Source organism: Polyangium mundeleinium, from assembly GCF_028369105.1.
Taxonomy (GTDB): Bacteria; Myxococcota_A; Polyangia; order Polyangiales; family Polyangiaceae; genus Polyangium; species Polyangium mundeleinium.
In genome coordinates this window covers 8,186,478-8,210,243 of record NZ_JAQNDO010000001.1, presented here as the reverse complement: position 1 = coordinate 8,210,243, position 23,766 = coordinate 8,186,478, and the positions used below count along the sequence as shown (strand labels likewise).

The following is a 23,766-nucleotide window of genomic DNA, read 5'->3' as shown; positions in this document are numbered from 1 at the left end:
CATGAGGTTCGGGTGATGGGCCGGCGAATCGTGGCGGTGGTCTTGCCGCAGCTCGGCTGCGAGCTCGTGCGGCAACGCGCCCACGAGGAGAACCACGAAGGCGGCCCGCTCGCCGTGTTGTTCTCGAAGGGCAAACCAGACGGGGGAGGGGAGGCGCAGGACCGCGCCACGGCTACGCTCGACCTCGTCGACGAGGTCGCGTGGAGGTACGGGATCCGCCCCGGCCAGCGCGTGGCCGAGGCACAAGCCACGCTCGCCGAACTCACGATCCAGAGCGTCTCGTTCACGGAGGTCGACGCGGCGCTCGGTCGCGTGGCCGAGGTTTGTCTCGGCGGGACCCCCGCGCATGGAAGCGGACTCGGCACGACGGCCGCGATCCGCCTCGCCCCCGAACATCCCGACGAGGACAAACGCCGCGGCCCCGCAGGCGACGCGCCCTTCGACACGGTCTTCCTCGACGTCACGGGCGTCTCGCACCTCGTGGGCGGCGAGGAGGCCTTGCTCGACGAGCTTTGCGAGCGGATCCACGCGCTCGGCCACAAGGTCTTGGCCGCGATCGCCGACGGTCCGCGCATCGCCCGCGCCCTCGCCCGGTTCGCCGCGAGCCCGGTTCTCGCCAGCGGTTCGGTCAACGGTCAGGGGCTACGCTCGGACAAGCCGAGCTACGCCCCCGAACCCCCGCTTCTCGTCCGCAAAGCTCCCCACCCCACGGTCGTCGCCAAGCCCGGCGCGCGTGTCCTCGGCCCGCTGCCGCTCACGGCGCTGCCGCTCGATCCCGACACGGCGGCCTTTTTCGGGCGGCTCGGCATCTTCACGGTCGAGGCCCTGACGAAACTCCCGCGCGGCGAGCTCACGCCGAGGCTCGGCCTGCGCGCCGCCGAGGTGCTCGATCTCGCCTCCGGCCGCGACGAGCTCCCGCTCGTCCCGTACGCGCCCCCGCGCACGATCGTCGAGGAGACGAGTTTTGACGACCCGATCGGAAGCGTCGAGCCCATCCTCTTCGTCCTCCGCGGCATGACCTCGCGCTTCGCGGCTCGCCTCGGCGCCCGCGGCGAGGCTTGCCTCTCGCTCACCATCACGATCCCGCTCGACCGCTCCATCGCGAGCCTGCGGGATTCCGCCCGCGAGCCCGTCCTCTCGCTCTCGATCGACCTGCCCTCGCCGCTCTCCGACGCGGGCGACCTCCACCGCGCGCTCCGGGCCAAGCTCGAGCGCGCCGAGCTCTTCGCGCCGGCCGTCGGCGTTCACCTCGAGGTCTCGCAGATCGTCGAGGCGCGGCGTGTCCAGATCGACCTCTCGCGCGACAAGGCCGTGCGTCCCGACGCGCTGCCCGCCCTCCTCGCCGAGCTCTCGGCCGAGATCGGCCAGGATCGCGTGGGTTTGCTCGAAGCGACACACGCCCACAAGCCCGAGGCGCGCTCGAAGCTCGTCCCCGTCCGGGATCTCGACCAGAAGCGCGTCCCCGCCCAGGCGGGCGACCTCGAAGCCGCCGAGGATCGCGATGTTCCCCTGCCCACGCGGCTCTTCGCGACGCCCGTCCCGATCGGGCGCATCACGAAGGGCGCGGTCGTCGCGGTCGACAACCGGCTCTACGCCATCGAGTCCTTGCGGTTCGTGATGCGGCTCGACGGGGTCGAGTGGTGGACGAGCTCGGCGGCCTCGCGGGATTACGGGGTGGCCTGGCTCGTCCCGGGCGCCACGAGCGCGAAGGGCCCGGCGGGATCCAAGGCCGAGGGGGCGTCGCGGGCAGCAGGCCTCGCGTGGGTCTTCGTGGACCGGACGACCGGGGAAGGGTACCTCCAGGGCTGGTGCGAATGAACCGACGAAGGCCGGCCCTCTCCGTCGTCTCCGGTGGTGCCTCCGAGCCTTCGCCCGAAGGGCCCGCGGAAAAGCCTGCGTTCGCCGAGCTCTGCGCGCGCTCGGCGTTCTCGTTCCTCGAAGGCGCCTCGCAGCCCGAGGAGATGGTGCGGCGGGCGCACGAGCTCGGTTTGTCCGCGATAGCCATTGCGGATCGGGACGGCCTCTACGGCTCCGCGCGCGGGCACGCCGAGGCGAAGAAGCTCGACCAGCCGTACATCGTCGGCGCAGAATTGACGCTGGAGAGGGACGGCGAAAGGAGCGGCAGTGTCGTCCTCCTCGCCCAGGATCACGAGGGCTACTCGAACCTCTGCCGCCTGCTCACCCTCGCCCACGCGACGCACGAGAAGGGCACGGCGGGCATCACGGTCGAGGACGTCGCGCAGGCGCACCGCGGCCTCTTCGCCCTCGTCCCCCTCGCAACCCCCGCGCTCGCCACCGACGTCCTCCTCGGGCCGCTCCGCGACACCTTTGCCGAGCGCGCCTTCCTCGCCACCTGGCGCCACCTCGATCGGGGCGACGCGGCCCGCCTGGAAGCCACCACGAAGGCCTCCGCCCGCTACGGCCTCGCCGTCCTCGCCACCGCGCGCCCCCTCTTCCACCACGGCGGCCGCAAGCCCCTCGCCGACGTCCTCACCTGCATCCGCCACAAGACCACGCTCGACCAGGCCGGCGCCCTCCTCGCCCCGAACGCCGAGGCCACCCTGCGCGGCGCCGCCTCGATGCAGAACCTCTTCCGCGACGAACCCGCCTGGGTCGGGCGCACCGTCGAGGTCGCCGAGGCCTGCCGCTTCTCCCTCGCCGAGATCCGCTACCACTTCCCGAGCGAGGGCCTCTGTTTGCCTGGCGAGACCCCGGACGACGCGCTCCGCCGCCTCACGTACGAGGGCGCGCGCGACCGTTACCCCGCGGGCACGCCGCCCCGCGTCGGAGCGCAGATCGAGAAGGAGCTCGATCTCATCAAGCTGCTCGACGTCGCCGCGTACTTCCTGAGCGTCCACCAGATCGTCTCGATCGCCCGGGAGAAACGCATCTTGTGCCAGGGGCGCGGCAGCGCGGCGAACAGCGCGGTCTGCTTCGTCCTCGGCGTCACGGCCGTCGATCCGGCGCGATCGAGCCTGCTCTTCGAGCGTTTCCTCTCGCCCGAGCGACGCGAGCCTCCGGACATCGACGTCGACTTCGAGCACGAGCGCCGCGAGGAGGTCATCCAGGCCATCTACGAAATGTATGGCCGTGACCGCTCCGCCATGGTCTCCGAGGTCATCTGCTACCGCGGCAAGAGCTCGCTCCGCGAGGTCGGCAAGGTCTTCGGGTTGACCACGGATCAGCTCGATCGGCTGAGCGGGCTCGCGCTCTACCACGAGGCCGACACGAGCGAGAAGAAGCTCGCCGAGCTCGGCTTCGATCCGAACGACGCGCGCCTCCGGCAGGTGATTTTCCTGGCGAACGCGCTCGAAGGCATGCCGCGGCACCTGTCGATCCACGTGGGGGGCTTCGTGCTCTCGGCCGCGCCGCTGCACCACGTCGCCCCGATCGAGCCCGCGCGCATGCCCGGCCGATCCGTCATCCCCTGGGACAAGGACGACCTCGACGAGCTCGGCTTTTTCAAGGTCGACATCCTCGCCCTCGGCATGCTCACCGCGATCCGCAAGACGCTCGCGGTGGTCCACGAGCGAACGCGCCCGGAAGAACCCTTCGATCCGATCGACGCGCTCGCCCGCATCCCGGCCGAGGATCCGGCCGTCTACCAGGCGATCCAGCGCGCCGACACGGTGGGCGTCTTCCAGATCGAGAGCCGCGCGCAGATGTCGATGCTGCCGCGCCTCAAGCCGAAGACGTTCTACGACCTCGTGATCGAGGTCGCGATCGTGCGGCCGGGCCCGATCCAGGGCGGCATGGTGCACCCGTACCTACGGCGCCGCACGGGGCAGGAGGCGCCGATCTCGCCGCACCCTTGCCTCGACGGGATCCTCGCGCGCACGCTCGGCGTCCCGCTCTTCCAGGAGCAGGTCATGCAGATCGCGATGGTCGGCGCGGGCTACACGCCTGGCGAGGCCGATCAGCTAAGGCGCGACATGGCCGCGTGGAAAAAACACGGCAGGCTATCGCGGCACCGCGAGCGGCTCCTGCGCGGCTTCTCCGAGAAGGGCATCTCGGCCCGCTTCGCCGAGCAGCTCTACCTGCAGATCCACGGCTTCGGCGAGTACGGCTTCCCCGAGTCCCACGCGGCGAGTTTTGCCCTCCTCGTTTACGCCTCCGCGTGGCTCAAGGTCCACCACGCGGCCGCGTTCACCTGCGCGCTCCTGAACTCCCAGCCGATGGGGTTTTACAGCCCATCCTCCCTCGTCCAGGACGCGCAGCGGCACGGCGTGATCGTGCGGCCCGTCTGTGTCGTGTCGAGCGGCTGGGATCACTTCCTGGAAGACGCCGGCGTGATCCGGCTCGGGATGCGGCTCGTGAAGGGGTTTGGGGCCGGCGGGGCCGAGGGCGTGCTCCGGGCGCGCGCGGAGGCGCCGTTCACGGGCGTCGCGGACCTCGTGCGGCGCGCGGGCCTGCAGAAGAACGAGGTCGAGGCCCTCGCGGAGGCGGGCGCGCTCGAAGCGCTCGTCCCGAGCCGGCGCGAGGCGCTCTGGAGGGCGCGGGCGCCGCGCCTGCCCGATGGCCTCTTCGCCAAGGTCCCGCTCGAAGAAGAGAAGGACGTGGGCCTGCCGAAGATGCGCGCTGCCGAGCAGCTCGTGCTCGACTACGGGCGGGTGGGTTTGTCCCTTCACGACCACCCCTTGCGGCACCTGCGCGCGCGGCTCGAACAGGAGGGCACGGTGACGGCGGCCTCGATCCGGGAGCGGCGCGCGGGCGAAACGGTGCGCGTCGCGGGCCTCGTCGTGGGCCGCCAGCGCCCGGCCACGGCGAGCGGCGTCACGTTCGTCACGCTCGAAGACGAGACCGGCGTGGTCAACGTCATCGTGCGCAAGGACCTCTTCGAGGCGAGCTACGCGGCCGCGCGGTACGCGAAGATCATGGCTGTGCGGGGCCGCGTCGAGCGGCAGGGGGCCGGGGCGAAGGGCGCCGCAGGGGACCCGGAGCCCGGGGCGTCGAACTACGAAGTCGTCCACGTCCTCGCCGAGGCCCTCGAGCGCCTCGACGCACCCGGCAAACGCGGCGTTCCCACGCGATCACGCGACTTTCACTGAGGCGCGCGCCCCGGATCGTTTGTGCACATATCGACCGGATCCTGCGCCTCCCCGGTCGCTTTTTGCTCGCCAGACCGGCCGCGACGCGGCAAAGATCCTGGCCGATGCTCGGTCTGTACCGACCCCTCGTCCGCGGCTTCTTCGCCGCGGCCCTGCTCGCCGCGTGCAGCAGCGGGTCGTCCACGACCACCGAGGCGGCGCCTTCTTCGAGTGGATCGCCGGGGCCTCTGCCGCTCGGCTCGTTCATCGCGCCGAGCCCCACGCAGCCCCCGCAGCCGAAGTCGCCGCAGCCGAACCCGCTCGGCCTGCCTCCGCGCAAGATCAAGCTCGACCCTGGGCGCCGCGTCTTCACCTTCTCCGAGCCCATGCTGACGAACGCGCGCATCGGCTCGACGCTCGTGCTCTACGCGGCGACGGCGATCGGCTTCGACGGCGACGACCTGGTCATCGAGGGCCAATCCGGCGGCCCCTCGTACAAGGTCCACCCGGGCTACGTGATCCCGGTGCCGGACAACGTGAAGCCGAAGCTCAACGACGTGGTGCTGACGGAGTGGAACGGCGTGATGAAGCACGCCGTCGTGCGGCGCTACGTGAAGGATCGGATCGCGGTCCGGTACACGGACATGGAGGCGCGCGCGCCCGAGGGGCTCTTGAAGGGGGTGCGCTGGGTCAAGCAGGTGAACGGGCTCGAACCTGGCAACTATGCGGCGCACCGGCAGGAGGGCGAGGTCCGGCACGTGCTGCTCGTCTCGCCGTTCGAGGCCGGCGGGGTGAAGCGCTGGTTCTGCCTGGGATTCGGCGGCGCGGCGCTTCTCGCCGACGAAGCGGATTTGCAGCCGATCCCGATCAAATGGAAAGGCAAGGCGGGCGCGGTCGTATGGGCCGAGTGGGCGGGCACGATGCGCCGGGCCGTGATGCAGAGCGAGACCGAGCCGGGGATCTTCACGGTGAAGTTCGAGCGAGCGGGCAAGCCAGAGGTCGTGGGTTATGGCTTGATCATGGATCCGCTCTAAGGTCCCATACCGCGAAGCATTTTGCGCACGTTGCAGGTCTGGAATTGCTTCCGCCGTGGTGTTAGGAAGCCAGATCCATGCAGCTCCGAGAAGCCATTCGCGCCGCGCGTCAGTGGGTTCCTTTCACCGCTCGCACCGTCGGGTATGGGACGATCTCGCTCACGCTCGGCCCGCTCACGCAGGATCACCGCGCGAGCCTGTGGGCAATGAAGCGCTGGTGCAAGTCGAGCGCGCGGGGGCTGCACATCGACGTCGACGCCACGGGGCTCGAGAACGTGCCCACCGACGGCGCGTACGTTTATGCCTCGAATCATCAGAGCTTGCTCGACATCCTCGTCCTCGGCGCGGTCCTCCCGGGTGATTTCAAGTGGGCCGCGAAGCGCGAGCTCATGAACATTCCTTTCCTCGGCTGGCACCTCAAGCTCGCGGGGCACGTCCCGGTCGAGCGTGGCGGCGGGCCGCGGGTCGCGGCCGAGGTCATCAAGCGGTTCACGGAGGTCCTCCAGCGCGGCAAGCCCCTGCTCATCTTCCCCGAGGGCACGCGCAGCGAGGACGGGGTCCTCAAGGACTTCAAGATGGGGGGTTTTTACGCGGCCGTACGCGCCGGCGTCCCCGTCGTACCCGTCGCGCTGGAGGGCGCGGGGCACCTCATGCACAAGGGCGCCATCGACTCGGGCGACGGCAGCACGATGCGCCTCGTCCGCGTGCGCGTGGGCAAGCCGATTCATCCGATCACCACGGGCAAGGAGTCGGCGCGCGTCGTCGACCTGCGCGACCGCACGCATGCAGCCGTCGCCGAGCTCCTCCTCGGGCTCGGCGGTCGCGTCGCCGAGGCTCCGTCCAAAGAGAACGGAAGCGCGACCGCAGCCTCGTCGGCCGAATCCTGACGCTCGCTCGCTCTTGACCCCGACGTGGGGCCCGATACGCTGAGAGCCTTCCTCGTTCCTTTTCAGGGTTGGAGGGTCTCATGGCTTACGGCCTTTCGCGCTTCGTTTTTCGGCCATTGGCAGCGGCAGCGGTCCTCGTCCTCGTGGGGTGTGGGACGCAGACCGAAGGGGGGATCATTCCGAGCGACACGGGCGCGACGCCCGACGTTCCTCCGATCCCCGACACGCCGGACCATCCGCCGCTCGACTATCCGGACGTGCTCACGTGCAACCCGGACATCACCGTCGCGGCGGACAGCCGCGCGCTCATCGTGCGGGATCCGGCCGTGCTGGCGCGCTTCAGCCTCGAGCGGGTCTTGTCGCAGATCGTCACGCTCGCCGGAGAGGACACCACGCCCGAGGAGCTCGTGCGGCGCCTCTTCGACGCGCAGAACCCCGCGGCCGAGGGGGTTTTCTCGGACAACCCGCATTGTGATGACGTCGACAACGCTGCGTTCAAGAACGGCGCGGCGCTCTTCTGCCCGCGGGCCGAGGGGGCGCTCGCGTCGAGCACGGGCCTCTTTCAAGCGGGTCACCCCGACTCCTTCGTGCCTGTGGCGATCGTCAATCGCTTCGACCTCACCCCGCAGTTCGGATCGACCTGCGGCGAGCATCGCATCGTATATGCGAAGACCTCGGGCCGCACGGACCCGGCGAACCGCGTCTTCTTGATCTTCGAGGCGGCACTGCCGAATCCGTCGGGCGACGTCCTTTCTGGCTGTCGCCCTGTGGCCGAGGCGTGGGCGAGCATCGGGGCCGAGGCGGACGTGGAGATCGTCGCGGACAAGCTCGAAGCGCTCTTCTTCACGGGCACGTCGGGCTTGCCCCCCGTCGTCCACCCCGACCATTACGGCGCCGTCTCCTCCGAGAACGATCCTTACAGCGGCTCGCGCGGCCAGGTGCGCGTGAGCCAGCAGATGCAGGAGCCCTGGGAGATGCGCGAGTATCACCTCAAGCGGACGCCGCCGGGGTCGATGGAGCTCGCGCTCACGTTCCAGCCCGTCACGGTCAAGAACAACCCCCTGCCGCAGCTCTTCGATGGGGCGAACGCCACGGAGACGGCGGTGAGCTTCCGGAGCGAGTTCGTCAATATGAGCCTATGGGAGCTCGGGCAGAAGGAGTTCCCCAAGGTCCGCATGCGGATCGGCAAGCAATTCAACATGGGCGAGAGCGTCGTCTCCGGGGACGCCTCCGTCGATTATGCGTCGCGCGCCATCGGCGTCACGGGCTCCGATTTCGCGTCCGAGATCCAGAACATGATCGACGCCTTGGGCCTGAACGTGGATTGCCCCCCTGGCGATCCGCTCACGGCCGAGTCGGTCCTGCACCGCGCGACATCGCTCACGTGCGCCGGTTGCCACGCGCCGCAGCGCTTCCTCGGCCCGGATCGGTCGCTCGGCTGCGGGCTCTCGTTCCCGTCGACCCTCGGCGAGGTGCACATCGACGAGAATGGCACGCTCTCGGAGGCGCTCACGGACGTGTTCTTGCCGCGGCGCGCGGAGGTGCTCTCGACGTACCTCCAGGCGTGCGACATCGGGGCCATCATGAACAGCCTCGAGCCCAGCGAAGGCGACATCATGAAGTGACGACCCGCCTCAATTCGAGCCGCAGGGCCCCGCGTTCCCCGCACCGAAATAATACTGGCTGATCCCCTCGCCGCAGGGGCACTTCACCGCGCCCATCTCCGCGACGAGGCAGGCGACCACCTCGTCGTTGGGCTCATCCATCCCGATCACCTCGACGCACCCGCCGGGGCCCATCCTCACCTCGAGCCAGCCGTTCGTCTTGCAGCCCGAGGCCGCCTGGCATTCCTTCGACGTCGCGGCGACCCAGTCCTCGAACGCGCACGGAAAATCGTTCGAGCCGACGCATTCGCCCGTGGGGCGATCGGCGCAGAGCGGGTGGGCGTCGCTGCCGAGGCCGCTGTCGAGCTCGGGGACGCCGCCGGCGTCGAACTCGGGGGGACGGTCGAGGATCGAGCCGTCTGGTTCGTCGCGGAGGTCCGCGTGCCTCGTGCAGGCGAGCGGCGCGGCCGTGGCGCCGAGGGCGGCGGCGACGAGCACGACGGGGACGAGCTTGGGGTCTTTCACGGCACGCGCTCCTGCTCTTTTTCCGTGAGCGTCCGGAACCAGACGACACGATGGGGCGACATCGTGACCACCGTGTCCGGCTCGATCCGGATGAGCTCGCGGATCGGGAGATCGGGGGCCTTGGCGAGCTCGCGCGCCTCCTCGTAGGTCTCGGGGCGGGCGTCGTGGACCGTCATGAACAGGAGCCGCGCGTCCTCGAATTGCAGGCGATCGAGGATCCGGACGAGCGTGAGCTCCCCCGGTTCGTCATACCCCTCCACGGCCACGAAGGCGCCGGGCGTATCGATGTGAGCCTCGGGCGGGGTCCATGCGTCCGACGCGCAACCGGCCACGAGGGCGGCGCTCGCCCAGCCGAGACAGAGGTTCTGGAGCCATGCTCGCAACAAAGGTCGCCTCCCTTCAAAAGCCGAGGGTGATGCCTGCGCTCGGCGCGAGCACGAGCGCGCCGAACGGGAACACGGCATGCGCCGCGATCTCCACGAAGGCCGCGCGGCGGCTCTCCCACGCGAACGCGAGGCCCGTCCCGGCGCCGACGAAGCCGTCGCCCGCGCGTTTCCAGACCGTGACCTCCTGCTCCAGGTCATTGCCACCCTGGTAGGGCGGGGCGAGCGGGTTCTCCCGCACGACCGTACGTCCTTTCAGGTCGACCATCGCGTAGCCGCCGGTGACGAACGTATAAGGCCGGAGCCCCGAGCGGGCGAAGAGATCGTCGCCAAACCAGTGGGTCGCGCGGGCGGCGAGAGAGAACGGCACGAACGCCGTGCCCTCGCGCGGCGTGGGGCCCTCGCCGAAGAAGGCCCAGCCGAGCCGCAGGCCGAGCGTCGTGTCATAATGGATGAGCCGCTCGAAGCCGACGACGACCCGCGTCGGCCCGAGGCCCCCGGAGGGCGGCGTGTTCGTCTGCACCGGCGTGCCCGTGTATTGCGCGTCGTCTGCGCGGAAACAGGCGTACCCCTCGTTTTCCTGCGAATACAGGCTGCACACGCCCGCCGTGGCAAAGGCGCCCACGTCTTGCTGCACGCCGAGGGAGAACCAGTTCTTGCGGCGATCGACTCGCTCGCAGAACCCGCGCCAGCTACACGTCGTGCCGCCCTCGCAATCGGCGTCCGACTGGCAGGCGATCTCCACGACGCGTTCGCTCGGGCAGCCGAGCAAGCCGGCGGGGCAATCGGCCGGATCGGGGCATTTCGCGCCCTTCCCCTCGCCGGGTTCGAGCACGGTGTCGTGCTTGATGGTCACGAGGTAGGGCCGCGCGCGGGACGCGCCCGTCGCGATCACGCGGCCCTCGGCGTCGTGGACACGAATGTAGTAGCGGAGATCCCCGGTGACGGTGCTGATCTCCAGGCAAGGGATCGCGCCCTCGTACTTGGCGCCGCTCCGCCGCAGTTCGAGCGCGGTCCAGTCCGGATCCCCCCAGAGCCGATAATGCACGAGCACGCGGCGGGCGCGGAGCGCGATGTCGATCGGGAGCTCGATCGCAATGGGAACGGCGCGCAAGATCCCCTGCTCGGCCGTCCGCTCCAGCGTCGGGTTGTGCAGCACCTCGGGGCCCATCTTGCCCCGATCCTCGGCCGGCTCCTCGGCCCGACCCGCGCCCGAAGCTGCGGCGAGCGCGAGCGCGGGGAGCGCGAAGAGCCCTCGCGCGCGGCTCATTTCGCCCCTCCCGACGCGGGGTTGCCCTCGTCCTTCGTGGCCGGCTTCTTTTCGAGGATCCGGAACTCGACGCGTCGGTTCTTGCCGCGACCCTCCTCGGTCGTGTTGTCCGCGATCGGCTTGTCCGACCCATACCCCTTGGGCACGAGCCGCCCGCGGCCGATCCCGCGCCGGACGAGCCATGCGACCACGCTCTCGGCGCGGTCTTGCCCGAGCTTGCGGTTCACGTCGGGCGTGCCGGTATCGTCCGTGTGGCCTTGCACCTCGATGCGCGTGACCTCCGGGTGATCCGTGAGCACACGCGCGACCTCGCCGAGCACGCCGTCGCTTTCGGGCCGGAGGACAGCCGTGCCCGTCTCGAATTGCACCTGCTGGGAGATCACGATCTCCTGCTCGGCGAGCGAAGCGACGGGCGGCAGCTCAGGCTCCTTCGGCTTCGGGCACCCATTCCCCGCGGGCGGCTTCGGGCCGGGCTCCGTGGGGCATGCGTCTTTCTTGTCGGGCACGCCGTCCTCGTCCGTGTCCTTGGGACAGCCGTGTGTCTTGCGCACGAACGTGGCCTCGCCGGCCGCGCGCGGGCAAGCATCGTTCTCGTCGGGAACCGCGTCCCCATCGTAATCGGGCGGAGGTTCGGGGCAGCCGTGCAGGAGCGGATCCCCCGATTCCACGCCGACGAGATCGAGACAAGCGTCACTCTTGTCCGGAATGCCGTCGTTATCGCGATCCGGCGGAGGTTTGGCCTTCTCCGGCGCATACCCGAGGAGCGCGAGCACCCGGACGTCGGCGCTGCCCGCGCCGCGGCCGAGGCCCGGGCCCATGGCAAGCCCAAGTTCGAGGGGGCCGCCGGTGATGCGGTAATGCCCGGTGACGAGGGCATGCGCGACGGTGGCGCGAGGATCAAAGAGGCGTGCACCGCCGAGGAAGGGGAGATCAGCGGAGAGCTCGCCGCCAAGGGTGAGGGTGCGGGCGCCATCGACGAAAAAGCCGCCCGCGAGGCCAAAGGTGAGGGAGGTGGCGACGCGGGTCGGCAAGACCCCGGGGAGCGCGACAGCCGGGCGGGTGCGGAGGCCGCCGGAAAACGCGCCGTGGAGGCGTTTGCCGGTGGCCTCCGCGACGAGGGCGAAGCGTCCGCGGACGGCGCCATCGCCAGCATATCCATCGGTGCCGGTGGGGAGCCAGAGGGAGGCGGAGAGGCCGAGGGCGGCACCCTGGCCCGCTTCGTCGAGGCCACCAGCGAGGCGGACGCGGGCGCCGAGGCGGAGGTCGCCGAGGGCAGCGCCAACCGCAGTGCGGGGGAAGGCGTCGCCGGAGGAGGGCGTGCTGCCAGCCTGGGTGAGGGAGAAGGGGACGTCGAGGGAGACAGTGACCCGGTAGAAGAGGGAGAGGGACGCGAGGGCGTGGAAGAAGGTTTGATCGGAGATGACGGGGTCGAGCTGGTCCTTGGCGTTGCGGAGGACGAGGGGGCGGCGGGCGTAATCGAGGAGGAGGCGCGCGGAAGGGAGGAGGTGGCCGCGGACGTCGGCGTGTTCGACGAGGAAGGCGCGATCGCCGGCGGGGGCAGGTTCGGCGGCGAGGGAAGGGGTGTCGTCGGCGGCAGCGGGGCGCGCAGGGAGGAGCGCGAGGGCCGGGAGGAGGAGGACAGGGAGGAGGCGCGGCCCGGGCGGCACGAGGGGGGACGGTAGGCGGGGGGAGGGGAAGGGGTCAAGGCTGAAGCTGAAGCTGTCGCTTAGGCTTAGGCTGAGGCTGAAGCTTGAGCTTGAGCTTGAGCTTGAGCTTGAGCTTGAGCTTGAGCTTGAGCTTGAGCTTGAGCTTGAGCTTGAGCTTCAGCCTCAGCTCCAGCCCTAGCTCCAGCCCCAGCTCCAGCCCCAGCTCCAGCCCTAGCTCCAGCTCCAGCCCCAGCTCCAGCCCCAGCTCCAGCCCCAGCTTGAGCGGTTATCCCTTCTCGTCCGGGGATGTCGATTGTGCCCGCGTGCTCGGAAGGCGAAAGGCCAAGCCGTGCTCGCCATCCTCGCCGTGCTCGCGCTTCGCGCTGCGCGCGGCTCCGGGTGGCTGCGCGCGGTGCGAGGCTGCGCCTCGCAGCCTTTCGCCTTCCTCCGCGCGCGGGCCGGGGGCCGGGGTCCCCGGTCGGGGATACGGAGGATGACATGGCTCTCAGGATTTATGGCGTGGCGATCGAGATGCTCAGGATGTTGCGGCCGGTGATGGAGCGGATCGGGAGGAAGGATCCGAATCTCGGCGATCAAATGCGCCGTGCAGCGATGAGTGTTCCGCTGAACCTGAACGAGGGCGCGTATTCGCAGGGAAGGAACGAACGCGCCCGGTGGCATACCGCCATGGGGTCGGCCGCAGAGGTCCGCGCGTGCCTGGACGTGGCAGAAGCGCTCGGATACGTGGAAAGCGTCGACGATGAGATGCGCAACACCCTGAACCATATCATCGGCACCCTGCACCGCCTCACGCGACGGTAACGGTCCGGGCGTGCCGTCCCCGTGGGCGGCACGCCTTTTCACGGTGACGGCAACGGCCGTGGCAGTGCGGGTCCAAACCACGTCGGTTTCGCGCGAGATGGGGTGCTCGCGGGAGGGGAAGGGAGGGGAGGCCCCAATGCGAGCCACGCAGGAGGTCGGGTGGGGTCGTCTACGACGAGGAAATGGCCGCAGATGCCACTTGGCGCAGCGTCGTATCGTCACTCGTGAACTTGTCACGGATCTGCTGCGCGTAGCTGGTCAGGTCGGCCGCCAGGCCATTGGAAGAGGCGGTCAGCAGATCGGCCAGCGTGCTGGTCGTCTTCGCGCTTTTGTTGTCGTTGAAATACTTGTGCAGGCGTCCCACGACCGGGTTCTCGTAGACATCGGCCTTCAGCACGTTCTTCCCGTTCTTCAGGGTGAAATGCACGCCGAGCCAGCCCTTGATCAAATTGTTGTTGTCATCTCCGGGCGGGATGCTTTTGTCCTTGTGGTTCTCCCGGGCGGAGCGGGCTTCTTTCATCCACGCGCGTAGCTCGGTCTTCAGCACGGCGATCACGAAAGCGTCCGTGTCCTTGGAGGCGCCCCACGGGGATTCCTTCCGGACAATCTGATCATGCGCATGTGACATCTCGTGCGTCAGGGCTGCGATGCCCCTGCCCAGTTCGGTCGCCTTGGTGCCGTTGGTCACGTACTCCTTGATCGGATTGAACCAGCTCGTCGAGATTTCAAGCATCCTGGTGCTGAAGTTCCAGCCCCCACCGCTGCCACCCGAGCTGATCCCGATCTCCGCTTTGTGGTCGCGCAGGGCTCCCCACAAGGCGGCGGTGGTGGAGCCGAATTTCGCGAGCAGCGTGGTGTCGTCGACGCTTTGCATCCACGTGCCATCCAGGTCGAACTTGCTTTGCACGACACGAGGAGGCGCGCCGGACAGGTTCGGCTCGTAGGCCCTCCGCTGCACCACGGTCGCCGGATGCGGCGGCCTCACCAAGAGGCCCCCGAACGGGCGCTTCGGCTGTACGACGGTCGCCGGGTGCGGCGGCAACCTCGTTGCGGGCCAGTGGGGTTTCTTCGAATGATCGGGGGGCATGGGCGTTTCTGGGCGGCTCTCCATGCTCGCGCGGAGTCGCAACCCAGGCAAAGTTTCGGGCTGCCCAAGGTGGCATGACTGCGGGGGGCAAGGCGTGGTTGTTCACAGCCGGCGGGCTCGGGCTCGCGGGAATCACCAGGGGAGCATTACGGGAGGGCTCGCACGCAAGGAGAAAGCGACCGTGGACGAGCACTGTAAGAACCTGATTTGCGACCCTGAAGGGCTGCGCGCACTGGAGCGCGGCAGACAGCTGAGCGTGCTTGGAACTGTGGGATTTGCGGTCGGCGGGGCGGGCCTCCTGACGGCAGGGATCCTGTGGGCAACGCGGCCAGGCGAGAAGAAATCGGGCGGCAACACGGGGGCCATCCAGGCCGACGTGATCGAGCAATCCTGCCCTGGCAGAGGATCCTGGCCGGAGCGCAGAGGAACTCGAGTCGTTCGGCGACATTTGCAAGATCGATCCCGAGGCCTGCCCGACGATTCGACTCGACCAGATTCGCCTGCGACCCCTCGGTGATTCCCTGGAGCTGATGGGGTCACCTGACGCCGACCATCCCCAGAACCTGCCACGCGTGCGGCAGCCCGATGAGCCTCCGCTGAGACGCAGCGCAAGCGGAAGCAGCCCCATCCACAGCCGCCCTCGCGTCTCCAAACGTCCGACCCCCCTCGCGTCATCGTCGCTTGCGCCCGTTCGAACGTTCGAACACCCACACGTCACCGTCTCCTGCGGGTCTCCGAACGTTCGATCCGCGGCGCGTCATCGTCGCTCGTGGGTCTCCAAGCGTTCGAACCCCCACGCGTCACCGTCTCCTGCGGGTCTCCGAACGTTCGATCCGCAGCGCGTCATTGTCGCTCGTGGGTCTCCAAGCGTTCGAACACCCACGCGTCACGCTCTCCTGCTGCCCTTCGAACGTTCGAACACCCGCACGCGACAGATTCCTCCGCGCCAAGCCGAGCATCCCTTCCTGCACGTATCGTCAGGCCGAGGATTGCGTGATGGTGCAAATGAGCCGTGTCGTTGGATTCTCGACGGGACACATGGAACGCTTGATCTCCTGCGCGAATCTTTTTAGTGTGACTGAAGGGGGCCGTACTGGAGGAGGTACACAATGGAGCAGAGCAGCCGATCAGGTTCACGGGCTTCTTGGGGTCGCGTCGGAGCTGCGTTGTGCGCGGGTGCCATTGCTGCGAGCGCCTTGGGGGCGGCGACGCCTGCCGCGGGCGGCCATCCCGGGGGCGGACATGGGAATGCCGGGGGGCAGCAGGGGCTCACGCGCCTCCTCGACGAGGCTGAAATCGAAAAGCTGACGTACTGTTATGCCGCCGGGACCGACGCCATCGGGCGCGGCGAGCTCGAGGTGGGCCGGAGCCTGTACCAGAAGTGCTTCACGCCGAACGCCGTCCTCGAGGCCTATTACCCCGGTGACGACCCCAATGGTCCCCCGAGCCTGACCTCCAATCCCACCGCGTGGGCCGACGTCGCGGACAACGAGTTCACCACGAACGGCTACGTCTCGACGCAGCACTTGAACGGCAATGTCGTGATCAACGTGCAGGGGAACACGGCGACGATGTCGACCTACCTCACCGCGACGCACGTCGTGGATCCTTCCGGCATCGTCGACCTGGCGCACGGGACCTACGAGGACATCGTCGTGCGTACACCTCACGGCTGGAAGATCGCAAAACGGACGCTGCGCCTGCTCACTTACATGCGCGTCCAATCGCCTTGACCTGACACACAACCCGGGGGGGTTCGGGTTGTTTCGGGACAGCGCCGAGCACGGCGCGCGCAAGAGGTTCGCTCCATGTCGCCGGTTCACGACGAGAACGAGATCCAATTCGAGCACTTCTTCGAGACGTCCAGGGACCTCCTCTGCGTGCTGAGCGGCGACGGGCGGCTGATCCGCACCAACGAGGCATTCCGGAGCACGCTCGGATATACGGAGTCCTCCCTCGCGGGCGCGGAGTTCACCCGGCTCGTGCACCCCGACGAAGCCGCGCCGCTGCACGCGTTCCTGCGCCCGAGCGAGGAGGGAGACGCGTCGATGAAGCTCGACGCAGGTTTCGTGCACCGGGACCTGAGCTACCGGAGGCTCCTCTTTTCGCTTCGCCGCGTGGCCGGGGATTCGAAGGTGTACGGGGTCGGGCTCGAGGTCGAGGCGCAGGAGCCCGTGGACGAATGGGAGAGGCGGCGTGATCTCCTCCAGAAGATGCAAGCGACGGGGCGCGTCGGGGGATGGGACGTGGATTGCACGACGGGACGCCAGTTCTGGACCGAGGAGACGTACCGGATCCACGAGGTGCCCATCGGCTTCAATCCGAACGTGGACAACGGGATCTCGTTTTACGCGCCGGAACACCAGTCGATCATCACGGAGGCCTTCAGCGCCTGCGCGGGCGAGGGCAAGCCCTACGATCTGGAGTTGCAGATCGTCACCGCGAAGGGCCGCCGGCTCTGGGTGCGCACCGCGGGCACCGCGGTGATGGAGAACGGGAAGGTGACCCGGGTCATCGGGGCCTTCCAGGATATCGACGATTTCAAGCGCCGCGAGATCGAGGTCGAGGAGAAGCTCGCGATCATCGCGCAGCAGCGGTCGGAGATTCACGCGCTCTCCGTGCCGGTCATTCAGGTGTGGGACGACGTCCTCGCGCTGCCGGTCGTCGGCGGGCTCGACGAGGCGCGCGCGTCCGAGATCACGACGCGGCTGCTCGACGCCGTCGTGTCGAGCCGGGCGCGGTTCGCGATTCTGGACCTGACCGGGGTGGAGAGCGTGGACGCGGGGACGGCGGAGCGGCTCTCGGGCATCCTCCGCGCCATTCAGCTCCTCGGGGCGGAGGGGCTCGTCACGGGGATCCGGCCCGCCGTGGCGCAGACCTTCACGTGCCTCGCCACGGGGTTCGCGGGAGCGAGGACGCTCAGCAACCTGCGCGAGGCCATCAAGGTATGCATGCGGGGGCGCGCGCGGCGCGCGGACACGCGACAGGGCCCTCCCGAAAAACTGCCACGCGTGCGGTAGCCCGAGGATGTTCCTCGTGTCCTTTCAGGACGCTGTCGCCGGCGGGCCTGCGTGCGGCGCGTCGTAGGCCTGGCTCAGCGCGCCGAGGTTCTCGACCACCAGGATGTGGCAGATCTTGTCTCCGCGGAACGTGCACACGACCGCCCACTCCGTGAAGAAGACGGCGCCATTCTTCACCACGCGCAGCGTCTCGTCGCCGGTCACCACGGCCTTCTCGTCGTTGGCGAAGAAGTCGTGGACATTGAGCCCTACGTGCTCGACCACCGAGGCCATGCCACGAAAATACTCCGCGACCCCATTCTGGCCCCGGAACTCGCCGCTGAGGGGCGTCCCTGGCCCGATCGAGAGCTTATAGACGACATCGTCGGTGAGGTTCGAAAGCAGAATCTGCGGGTCCCCCGTGGCCGCGAACTCCTTGAAGATTGCACGTAGCAGCGTGATCTTTTCGTCGGCGCTCATCCTGATCTCCTTCGTGTTGCGGAAGTGACGATACACGAAACGAGGGCGTCGCGCGCGGCGGCACGTGTGTCTCCGCCGCGCACCCGATGTCCAGGGCCCACGGTCCCGGGCGGGGAGGGGACCCGGCCCGGAACGAACCGAGCATCCCTGGCAAAACGAGAGCCGACAGGGCTCACGCCCCCAGCGTAACCCCGAGCACAGGACTGCGGAAGATCAGATATGCTGGAAACGGATACATAAGAAATTTTTTTTTACGCGTGGATGGAACCGCGGCGAGCGTCGTGCCGACTCATCTGCGATGAACCGACGCCCCACGCCCTTCCTCTTGGTCGCCGCCTTCTTGGTGGTGGGGTGCCACCACGAACATCAAGAGCCGCAGGAACACGGCAAGTTTCTCGTGACGAGTCCTCTTCGGAAGGACACCGAGCTCACCCGAGACTACGTCGCACAAATCCGCGCGATCCAGCACATCGAGCTGCGTGCTCTCGAAAAGGGCTACCTGCAAGGGACCTTCATTGACGAGGGCCGTCAGGTCGCGAAGGGCGCGAAGATGTTCCAAATCATGCCCATGATTTACCAGGCAGAGGTGCAGAAGGCCGACGCGGAGGCGCAACTCTCGGCGATCGAGCTCAGAAACACGAAGCTCCTCGCCGATAAGAACGTCGTGTCCCCCAACGAGCTCGCCCTGGCCAGGGCGAAGCTCAACAAGGCGAAGGCCGAAGTGGCGCTCGCGTCGACGCACAAATCGATGACCGAGATGCGGGCGCCGTTCGACGGCCTCGTCGGGCGCTTTCACGTGCGGATGGGCAGCCTGGTCGACGAGGGGGATCTGCTCACGACGCTCTCCGACAACAGCAAGGTATGGGTGTACTTCAACGTCAGCGAGGTGGAGTACCTCAAATACGAATCTCAACCGGAAGAGGAGCGGATCTCCACGGTGAAGCTCCAGATGGCGGATGGCCAGATCTTCGATCAACCCGGCACGGTGGAGACGATCGAGGCTGACTTCAACAACCAGACCGGAAGTCTCGCGTTCAGGGCCACGTTTCCCAATCCCAAGGGGCTGCTCCGTCATGGCGAGACGGGGAAGATCTTGATGGAGGTGCCGCTCAAGAACGCCTTGCTCATTCCGCAGAAGGCGACCTTCGACGTGCTCGACAAGAAGTTCGTCTTCGTCATCGACGAAAAGAACGTCGTCCACTCGCGCCCCATCACCATCGCCGCGGAGATGCCGCAGGTGTTCGCGGTCGCGAGCGGTCTCGAAGAACACGACAAGATCCTCGTGGAAGGCCTGCGCAAGGTCAGGGACGGCGTCACGATCGAGGTCGATTACAAGGATCCCTCGGACGTGTTCGCGCACCTGGAGGTGCCTGCGGAATGAGCCTGACGTCCAAGTTCATCCATCGCCCGGTGATGGCGATGGTCCTGTCGATCGTGCTCGTGTTCCTGGGCATTCTCGCCATGCGATCGCGCCCGGTCTCGCAGTTTCCCGAGATCTCGCCGCCTCGCGTGATGGTCTCGCTCACGTTCCCGGGAGCGAGCGCGGACGTCCTGGTCCAGTCCTCGATCATCACCCTGGAGCGCGCCATCAACGGCGTTCCGGGCATGATGTACATGATCTCCGACGCCACGAGCGCCGGCGAGGCGACGATCCAGGTCGTGTTCAAGCTGGACGCCGACCCGAACGAGGCCGTCGTCAACGTCAAGAATCGAATCGATCAGGTCATCAGCCGACTTCCGACGCTCGTGCAGCTGGAAGGCGTCGTCATGAATCGCGTGCAGCCCAGCATGCTCATGTACGTGAACCTCTACAGCGAGGAGAAGACGGCCGATGAGAAGTTTCTCTACAACTTCGCCAATGCCAACCTCCTCCCCGAGCTGAGCCGCGTCGACGGGATCGCGCAGACACGAATCCTCGGCTCCCGGCAGTACGCCATGCGCATCTGGCTCGATCCGGACAAGATGCGTGCGTACAACGTCTCGACCGAAGACGTGATGAAGGCGATCAGCGAGCAAAGCGTGATCGGGTCGCCAGGACGTCTCGGGCAGGCGACCGGCGTGAAGGCGCAGTCGCTCGAATACGTTCTCACCTACGAGGGCAGGTTCAACAAGCCCGAGCAATACGAGAAGATCATCATCCGGGCGAACGAAAACGGCGAACAGCTCCGCCTCAAGGACATCGCGAGGGTCGAGCTCGGGAGCGAGTTCTTCGATATCTATTCCAATCTCGACGGCCACCCTTCCGCGGCGATCGTGCTGAAGCAGACCTACGGGAGCAATGCGAGCGAGGTCATCGAAAACGTCAAGGCCAAGCTGGAGGAGCTCAAGAAGACCTCGTTCCCCGCCGGGATGAACTACGAGATCAACTACGACGTCTCGAGCTTCCTCGATGCGTCGATCGAGAAGGTCCTCCACACGCTCGGGGAGGCCTTCCTCCTCGTGTCGCTCGTCGTGTTCGTCTTCCTCGGTGATTGGCGCTCGACGCTGATCCCGGCCCTGGCCGTTCCCGTCTCGCTCATCGGCGCCTTCCTCTTCATGCAGATGTTCGGGATCACCATCAACCTGATCACGCTCTTCGCGCTCGTCCTCGCGATCGGCGTCGTCGTCGACGACGCGATCGTCGTCGTCGAGGCGGTCCACGTGAAGATGGCGGAGGAGGGATTGTCGCCGTACAACGCCGTCAAGAAGGTCCTCGGCGAGATCAGCGGCGCCGTCATCGCGATCACCCTGATGATGACTGCGGTCTTCGTGCCCGTGGCCTTCATGACCGGACCGGTGGGCATCTTCTACCGTCAGTTCTCGATTACGATGGCCTCCTCCATCGTGCTCTCCGGCATCGTCGCGCTGACGCTGACGCCCGTCCTCTGCGCGATGATCCTGAAGAATACGCACGGTCACCCGAAGAAGCGGACGCCGATTGGCATCTTCCTGGATGCGTTCAATCGTACCTTCGACGCCGGGACCAACGTCTACGCCCGCGTGCTCCGGAAGCTGGTGAATCGAAGGCTCGTCACCTTCGGGATCCTGCTCGCGTTCGGCTTTGGTGTCCTGCAGTTGAACCGGGTTCTTCCTGCCGGCTTCGTGCCCAACGAGGACCAGGGGCAGATCTACGCGATCATCCAGACGCCCCCGGGCACGACCCTGGAGCAAACGAACGACGTTTCGCGAGACCTGCAGGGCATGGCGAAGGGCGTGGACGGTGTCGCCTCGGTCTCCTCCCTCGCCGGCTACGAGATCCTGACCGAGGGACGTGGCTCGAACGCGGGAACCTGCCTCATCAACCTGAAGCCGTGGTCCGAGCGCACGCGCACCGTGACGCAGATCATCGAGGAGCTGGAGCAAAAGGCGAAGGACATCGGCGCGATTGTCGAGTTCTTCGAGCCGCCGGCCGTCCCGGGCTACGGCGCCGCGAGCGGCTTCTCGCTCCGCCTCTTGGACAAGAACAACGAGACGGATTACCAGGACTTCGATCGCGTCCAGAAAGAGTTCATGGATCAGCTTGGGAAGCGGAAGGAGCTGACCGGGCTCTTCAGCTTCTTTGCGGCGAACTATCCGCAGTACGAGCTGGAGATCGACAACGAGCTAGCGATGCAAAAGGGCGTCTCGATCAAGAGCGCCATGGATAACCTCAACATCCTCATCGGCAGCACCTACGAGCAGGGGTTCATCCGCTTCGGCAACTTCTTCAAGGTGTACACCCAGGCGGCGCCGGAATACCGGCGGTTCCCCTCGGACCTCATGAATCTCTACGTCAAGAACGACAAGGAAGAGATGGTGCCGTACTCGGCCTTCATGAAGCTGAGGAAGACGCAGGGACCGAACGAGATCACGCGCTTCAACATGTACAACTCCGCGGCGATCCGCGGCGGCCCGGCGAAGGGGTACACGAGCGGAGATGCGATTGCGGCCGTCCGTGAGGTCGCCGCGAAGACGTTGCCACGCGGCTACGACATCGCGTGGGAGGGCCTCTCCTACGACGAGGCGAAGCGCGGGAACGAGGCCGTCTACATCTTCCTGGTCGTTCTCGCATTCCTCTACCTGGTGCTCGCTGCCCAATACGAGAGCTTCATCCTCCCGCTGGCGGTCATCTGCTCGTTGCCCGTTGGCGTGTTCGGCTCCTTCCTGATGCTGAAGCTCCTCGGCCTGGCGAACGATATTTACGCGCAGGTTGGGCTCGTCATGCTGGTAGGCCTCCTCGGCAAGAATGCCGTCCTCATCGTCGAGTTCGCCGTCCAGGCACACAACAAGGGAGAATCGGTGATGGAGGCGGCGATCCAGGGAGCGAAGGCGCGCTTCCGCCCCATCTTGATGACCTCCTTTGCCTTCATCGCGGGCCTGATTCCCCTCGTCCTCGCGACGGGGCCGGGCGCCATCGGCAACCGCACCATCGGCGCGTCGGCGCTCGGGGGAATGCTCTTCGGCACCGTCTTCGGCGTGCTCGTCGTGCCGGGTCTGTACTTCATCTTCGGGACGCTCGCGGAACGTAGGCGTCTGATCCAGGACGAAGCCGACGAGCCCTTGACCGAGAATGTGAGCCATTATGTGGAGGGGTAGGGCAGAGTCGTCACCGTCGGTCGCCGCGCTGGCGTGTGTCTGCTTCTTCGCGGCGGGCTGCATCCCTTCTCTGGAAGGAAACGAGCCCAGGGAGCCGAGCAAGGCGATTCCGGCGAGCTTTGGGCGTTCGAGCAGCAGCACCCAGGACGCGTCGTCGCAGCCCGCGAGATCGACGCAGACGGTGTGGCGTACCTTCTTCGACGACGCCGAGCTCAGGGCGCTCATCGAAATGGCGCTCGCGAAAAACCAGGAGCTGAACATCCAGCTTCAAGAGATCATCATCGCCCGCAATGAAGTGTCGGCGCGGCAAGGTGATTACCTCCCGAAGGTCGGCGTCGGGGCTGGGGTTGGCGTCGAGAGGATGGGAAAGAACACGAGCCAGGGCATCAGCGATGAAAGCCATGGGCTGCCGCAGAACCTGGGGGACTTCACGTTCGGATTCTGGGGCTCGTGGGAGATCGACGTATGGGGGAAGCTGCGGGACGCCACGAAGTCGGCCGACCTCCGCTACCTCGCGACCATCGAAGGCCGGAATTTCATGGTGACGCAGATCGTCGCCGAAATCGCCAGCTCTTATTTCGAGCTGGTCGCCATCGACAACCAGCTCGACGTCCTGAAACGGAACGTCGAGATCCTCGGGGACGCGCTCGAGATCATCAAGCTCGAGAAGCAGGCGGCCCGGGTGACGGAGCTCGCGGTTCAGAGGTTCCAAGCGGAGGTGTTGAAGAACAAGAGCCGCCTCTACGGCCTCGAACAGGAGAAAGTTCAGATCGAGAACAAGATCAACTTCCTGGTCGGTCGCTACCCGCAGGCCGTGAGCCGAAACGATCAGAAGCTCAAGGACCCTCTGCCGAAGGTGACGTCGGGGCTCCCTTCCGAGCTCTTGAAGAATCGCCCGGACATCCGGCAAGCCGAGCTGGAGCTTCAGGCCACGAAGCTGGACGTGCAGGTGGCGAAGGCGGAGTTTTACCCTTCGCTCAGCATCGACGCAGCGGTCGGTTACAGGTCGTTCAACGTCAAGCACCTCCTCGTGACGCCGGACTCGCTCATCTACAACCTGGCGGGGAATCTCACGGCGCCGCTCTTGAACCGGAAAGCGATCGAGGCCCAGTATCGCTCGGTGAACGCCCGGCAGCTTCAGGCGGTGTTCAACTACGAGAGGACGCTGCTGCAAGCGTTCACCGACGTCGCGAATCAACTTTCGCTGGTCGAGAACCTTCAAAAAGCCTATGAGCTCCAGTCGCAGCAGGTGGAGGCGCTCACCCGGTCGAGTGAAACGTCCACGGTCCTCTTTCAATCTGCGCGAGCGGACTATGTGGAGGTTCTGCTGACCCGGCGGGATTCGCTGGACGCGGAAATGGAGCTGATCGAGACGAGGAAGCGGCAATGGCTGGCCGTGGTCCATCTCTACCAAGCGCTCGGGGGTGGGTGGCGCTCCGGCGCCTAGC

18 protein-coding genes are annotated in these 23,766 nt (G+C 67.1%); 12 read left to right on the top strand and 6 right to left on the bottom strand.

Features of this window, described 5'->3' with window-relative positions:
- The first annotated feature begins 15 nt into the window (after nucleotides 1–15).
- The 5 genes from POL67_RS32665 to POL67_RS32645 all read left to right on the top strand — a co-directional run bounded on the left by POL67_RS32665 (nucleotide 16) and on the right by POL67_RS32645 (nucleotide 8,573).
- Nucleotides 16–1,818: a DNA polymerase Y family protein gene (locus POL67_RS32665; RefSeq protein ID WP_271924330.1), complete on the top strand. Its 1,803-nt coding sequence runs from the start codon at nucleotides 16–18 to the stop codon at nucleotides 1,816–1,818.
- Nucleotides 1,815–5,048 (top strand): error-prone DNA polymerase, encoded by a 3,234-nt coding sequence (locus POL67_RS32660; RefSeq protein ID WP_271924328.1) that lies wholly within the window; start codon nucleotides 1,815–1,817, stop codon nucleotides 5,046–5,048. Before POL67_RS32665 ends, POL67_RS32660 begins: the two co-directional genes overlap by 4 nt.
- Before the next feature lie 104 nt (nucleotides 5,049–5,152).
- Complete coding sequence (locus POL67_RS32655) at nucleotides 5,153–6,061, top strand: hypothetical protein (protein ID WP_271924326.1); 909 nt, start codon at nucleotides 5,153–5,155, stop codon at nucleotides 6,059–6,061.
- Nucleotides 6,062–6,138: 77 nt separating this feature from the next.
- On the top strand, nucleotides 6,139–6,948 hold the full coding sequence (locus POL67_RS32650) for a lysophospholipid acyltransferase family protein (RefSeq protein ID WP_271924324.1): 810 nt from the start codon (nucleotides 6,139–6,141) through the stop codon (nucleotides 6,946–6,948).
- 80 nt (nucleotides 6,949–7,028) lie between these two features.
- Nucleotides 7,029–8,573 (top strand): hypothetical protein, encoded by a 1,545-nt coding sequence (locus POL67_RS32645; protein WP_271924322.1) that lies wholly within the window; start codon nucleotides 7,029–7,031, stop codon nucleotides 8,571–8,573.
- Nucleotides 8,574–8,582: 9 nt separating this feature from the next.
- Here the strand turns inward: POL67_RS32645 and POL67_RS32640 are convergent, their stop codons facing one another.
- The 4 genes from POL67_RS32640 to POL67_RS32625 are packed head-to-tail and all read right to left on the bottom strand — an operon-like array spanning nucleotide 8,583 to nucleotide 11,548.
- Nucleotides 8,583–9,077 (bottom strand): hypothetical protein, encoded by a 495-nt coding sequence (locus tag POL67_RS32640; RefSeq protein WP_271924320.1) that lies wholly within the window; start codon nucleotides 9,075–9,077, stop codon nucleotides 8,583–8,585.
- Nucleotides 9,074–9,463, bottom strand: a complete 390-nt coding sequence (locus POL67_RS32635) for a hypothetical protein (RefSeq protein ID WP_271924319.1) — start codon at nucleotides 9,461–9,463, stop codon at nucleotides 9,074–9,076. Before POL67_RS32635 ends, POL67_RS32640 begins: the two co-directional genes overlap by 4 nt.
- A 13-nt stretch (nucleotides 9,464–9,476) precedes the next feature.
- Nucleotides 9,477–10,730 (bottom strand): hypothetical protein, encoded by a 1,254-nt coding sequence (locus POL67_RS32630; protein WP_271924318.1) that lies wholly within the window; start codon nucleotides 10,728–10,730, stop codon nucleotides 9,477–9,479.
- Complete coding sequence (locus POL67_RS32625; protein WP_271924316.1) at nucleotides 10,727–11,548, bottom strand: OmpA family protein; 822 nt, start codon at nucleotides 11,546–11,548, stop codon at nucleotides 10,727–10,729. The genes POL67_RS32630 and POL67_RS32625 overlap by 4 nt, the downstream gene beginning before the upstream one ends.
- Before the next feature lie 57 nt (nucleotides 11,549–11,605).
- Between POL67_RS32625 and POL67_RS32620 the strand changes: the two genes are divergently transcribed.
- The gene (locus POL67_RS32620) at nucleotides 11,606–12,412 is read left to right on the top strand and encodes a hypothetical protein (protein WP_271924314.1); all 807 of its coding nucleotides are present in this window, start codon (nucleotides 11,606–11,608) and stop codon (nucleotides 12,410–12,412) included.
- Nucleotides 12,413–12,874: 462 nt separating this feature from the next.
- On the top strand, nucleotides 12,875–13,198 hold the full coding sequence (locus POL67_RS32615) for a four helix bundle protein (protein ID WP_271924313.1): 324 nt from the start codon (nucleotides 12,875–12,877) through the stop codon (nucleotides 13,196–13,198).
- 169 nt (nucleotides 13,199–13,367) lie between these two features.
- On the opposite strand, the gene POL67_RS32610 is transcribed toward POL67_RS32615, so the two are convergent.
- Nucleotides 13,368–14,105 (bottom strand): hypothetical protein, encoded by a 738-nt coding sequence (locus POL67_RS32610; protein ID WP_271924311.1) that lies wholly within the window; start codon nucleotides 14,103–14,105, stop codon nucleotides 13,368–13,370.
- 1,376 nt (nucleotides 14,106–15,481) lie between these two features.
- Between POL67_RS32610 and POL67_RS32605 the strand changes: the two genes are divergently transcribed.
- Nucleotides 15,482–16,018 (top strand): nuclear transport factor 2 family protein, encoded by a 537-nt coding sequence (locus tag POL67_RS32605; RefSeq protein ID WP_271924309.1) that lies wholly within the window; start codon nucleotides 15,482–15,484, stop codon nucleotides 16,016–16,018.
- A gap of 75 nt (nucleotides 16,019–16,093) precedes the next feature.
- Nucleotides 16,094–17,305 carry a PAS domain S-box protein gene (locus POL67_RS32600; RefSeq protein WP_271924307.1) on the top strand — a complete coding sequence of 404 codons (1,212 nt, stop codon included), beginning with the start codon at nucleotides 16,094–16,096 and terminating at the stop codon, nucleotides 17,303–17,305.
- 24 nt (nucleotides 17,306–17,329) lie between these two features.
- On the opposite strand, the gene POL67_RS32595 is transcribed toward POL67_RS32600, so the two are convergent.
- Complete coding sequence (locus POL67_RS32595) at nucleotides 17,330–17,764, bottom strand: nuclear transport factor 2 family protein (RefSeq protein WP_271924305.1); 435 nt, start codon at nucleotides 17,762–17,764, stop codon at nucleotides 17,330–17,332.
- A 298-nt stretch (nucleotides 17,765–18,062) separates the two neighbouring features.
- On the opposite strand from POL67_RS32595, the gene POL67_RS32590 reads away from it, so the two are divergent.
- The 3 genes from POL67_RS32590 to POL67_RS32580 are packed head-to-tail and all read left to right on the top strand — an operon-like array spanning nucleotide 18,063 to nucleotide 23,765.
- Nucleotides 18,063–19,145: an efflux RND transporter periplasmic adaptor subunit gene (locus POL67_RS32590; protein ID WP_271924303.1), complete on the top strand. Its 1,083-nt coding sequence runs from the start codon at nucleotides 18,063–18,065 to the stop codon at nucleotides 19,143–19,145.
- A complete protein-coding gene (locus POL67_RS32585) occupies nucleotides 19,142–22,318 on the top strand; it encodes an efflux RND transporter permease subunit (protein ID WP_271924278.1) in 3,177 nt (1,058 codons plus the stop codon). Before POL67_RS32590 ends, POL67_RS32585 begins: the two co-directional genes overlap by 4 nt.
- Entirely contained in the window at nucleotides 22,305–23,765 is a 1,461-nt protein-coding gene (locus POL67_RS32580; protein ID WP_271924276.1) for a TolC family protein, read from the top strand. The genes POL67_RS32585 and POL67_RS32580 overlap by 14 nt, the downstream gene beginning before the upstream one ends.
- Nucleotide 23,766 lies beyond the last annotated feature (1 nt).

Bases quoted from the DNA above. Each gene is read 5' to 3' on its own strand.
- POL67_RS32665 (WP_271924330.1), top strand. From the start codon at position 16: ATGGGCCGGCGAATCGTGGCGGTGGTCTTGCCGCAGCTCGGCTGCGAG.
- POL67_RS32625 (WP_271924316.1), bottom strand. From the start codon at position 11,548: ATGGGCCCGGGCCTCGGCCGCGGCGCGGGCAGCGCCGACGTCCGGGTG.
- POL67_RS32585 (WP_271924278.1), top strand. From the start codon at position 19,142: ATGAGCCTGACGTCCAAGTTCATCCATCGCCCGGTGATGGCGATGGTC.
- POL67_RS32660 (WP_271924328.1), top strand. From the start codon at position 1,815: ATGAACCGACGAAGGCCGGCCCTCTCCGTCGTCTCCGGTGGTGCCTCC.
- POL67_RS32655 (WP_271924326.1), top strand. From the start codon at position 5,153: ATGCTCGGTCTGTACCGACCCCTCGTCCGCGGCTTCTTCGCCGCGGCC.
- POL67_RS32620 (WP_271924314.1), top strand. From the start codon at position 11,606: ATGCGCGACGGTGGCGCGAGGATCAAAGAGGCGTGCACCGCCGAGGAA.
- POL67_RS32645 (WP_271924322.1), top strand. From the start codon at position 7,029: ATGGCTTACGGCCTTTCGCGCTTCGTTTTTCGGCCATTGGCAGCGGCA.
- POL67_RS32600 (WP_271924307.1), top strand. From the start codon at position 16,094: ATGTCGCCGGTTCACGACGAGAACGAGATCCAATTCGAGCACTTCTTC.
- POL67_RS32650 (WP_271924324.1), top strand. From the start codon at position 6,139: ATGCAGCTCCGAGAAGCCATTCGCGCCGCGCGTCAGTGGGTTCCTTTC.
- POL67_RS32580 (WP_271924276.1), top strand. From the start codon at position 22,305: ATGTGGAGGGGTAGGGCAGAGTCGTCACCGTCGGTCGCCGCGCTGGCG.
- POL67_RS32590 (WP_271924303.1), top strand. From the start codon at position 18,063: ATGAACCGACGCCCCACGCCCTTCCTCTTGGTCGCCGCCTTCTTGGTG.
- POL67_RS32615 (WP_271924313.1), top strand. From the start codon at position 12,875: ATGGCTCTCAGGATTTATGGCGTGGCGATCGAGATGCTCAGGATGTTG.
- POL67_RS32630 (WP_271924318.1), bottom strand. From the start codon at position 10,730: ATGAGCCGCGCGCGAGGGCTCTTCGCGCTCCCCGCGCTCGCGCTCGCC.
- POL67_RS32595 (WP_271924305.1), bottom strand. From the start codon at position 17,764: ATGAGCGCCGACGAAAAGATCACGCTGCTACGTGCAATCTTCAAGGAG.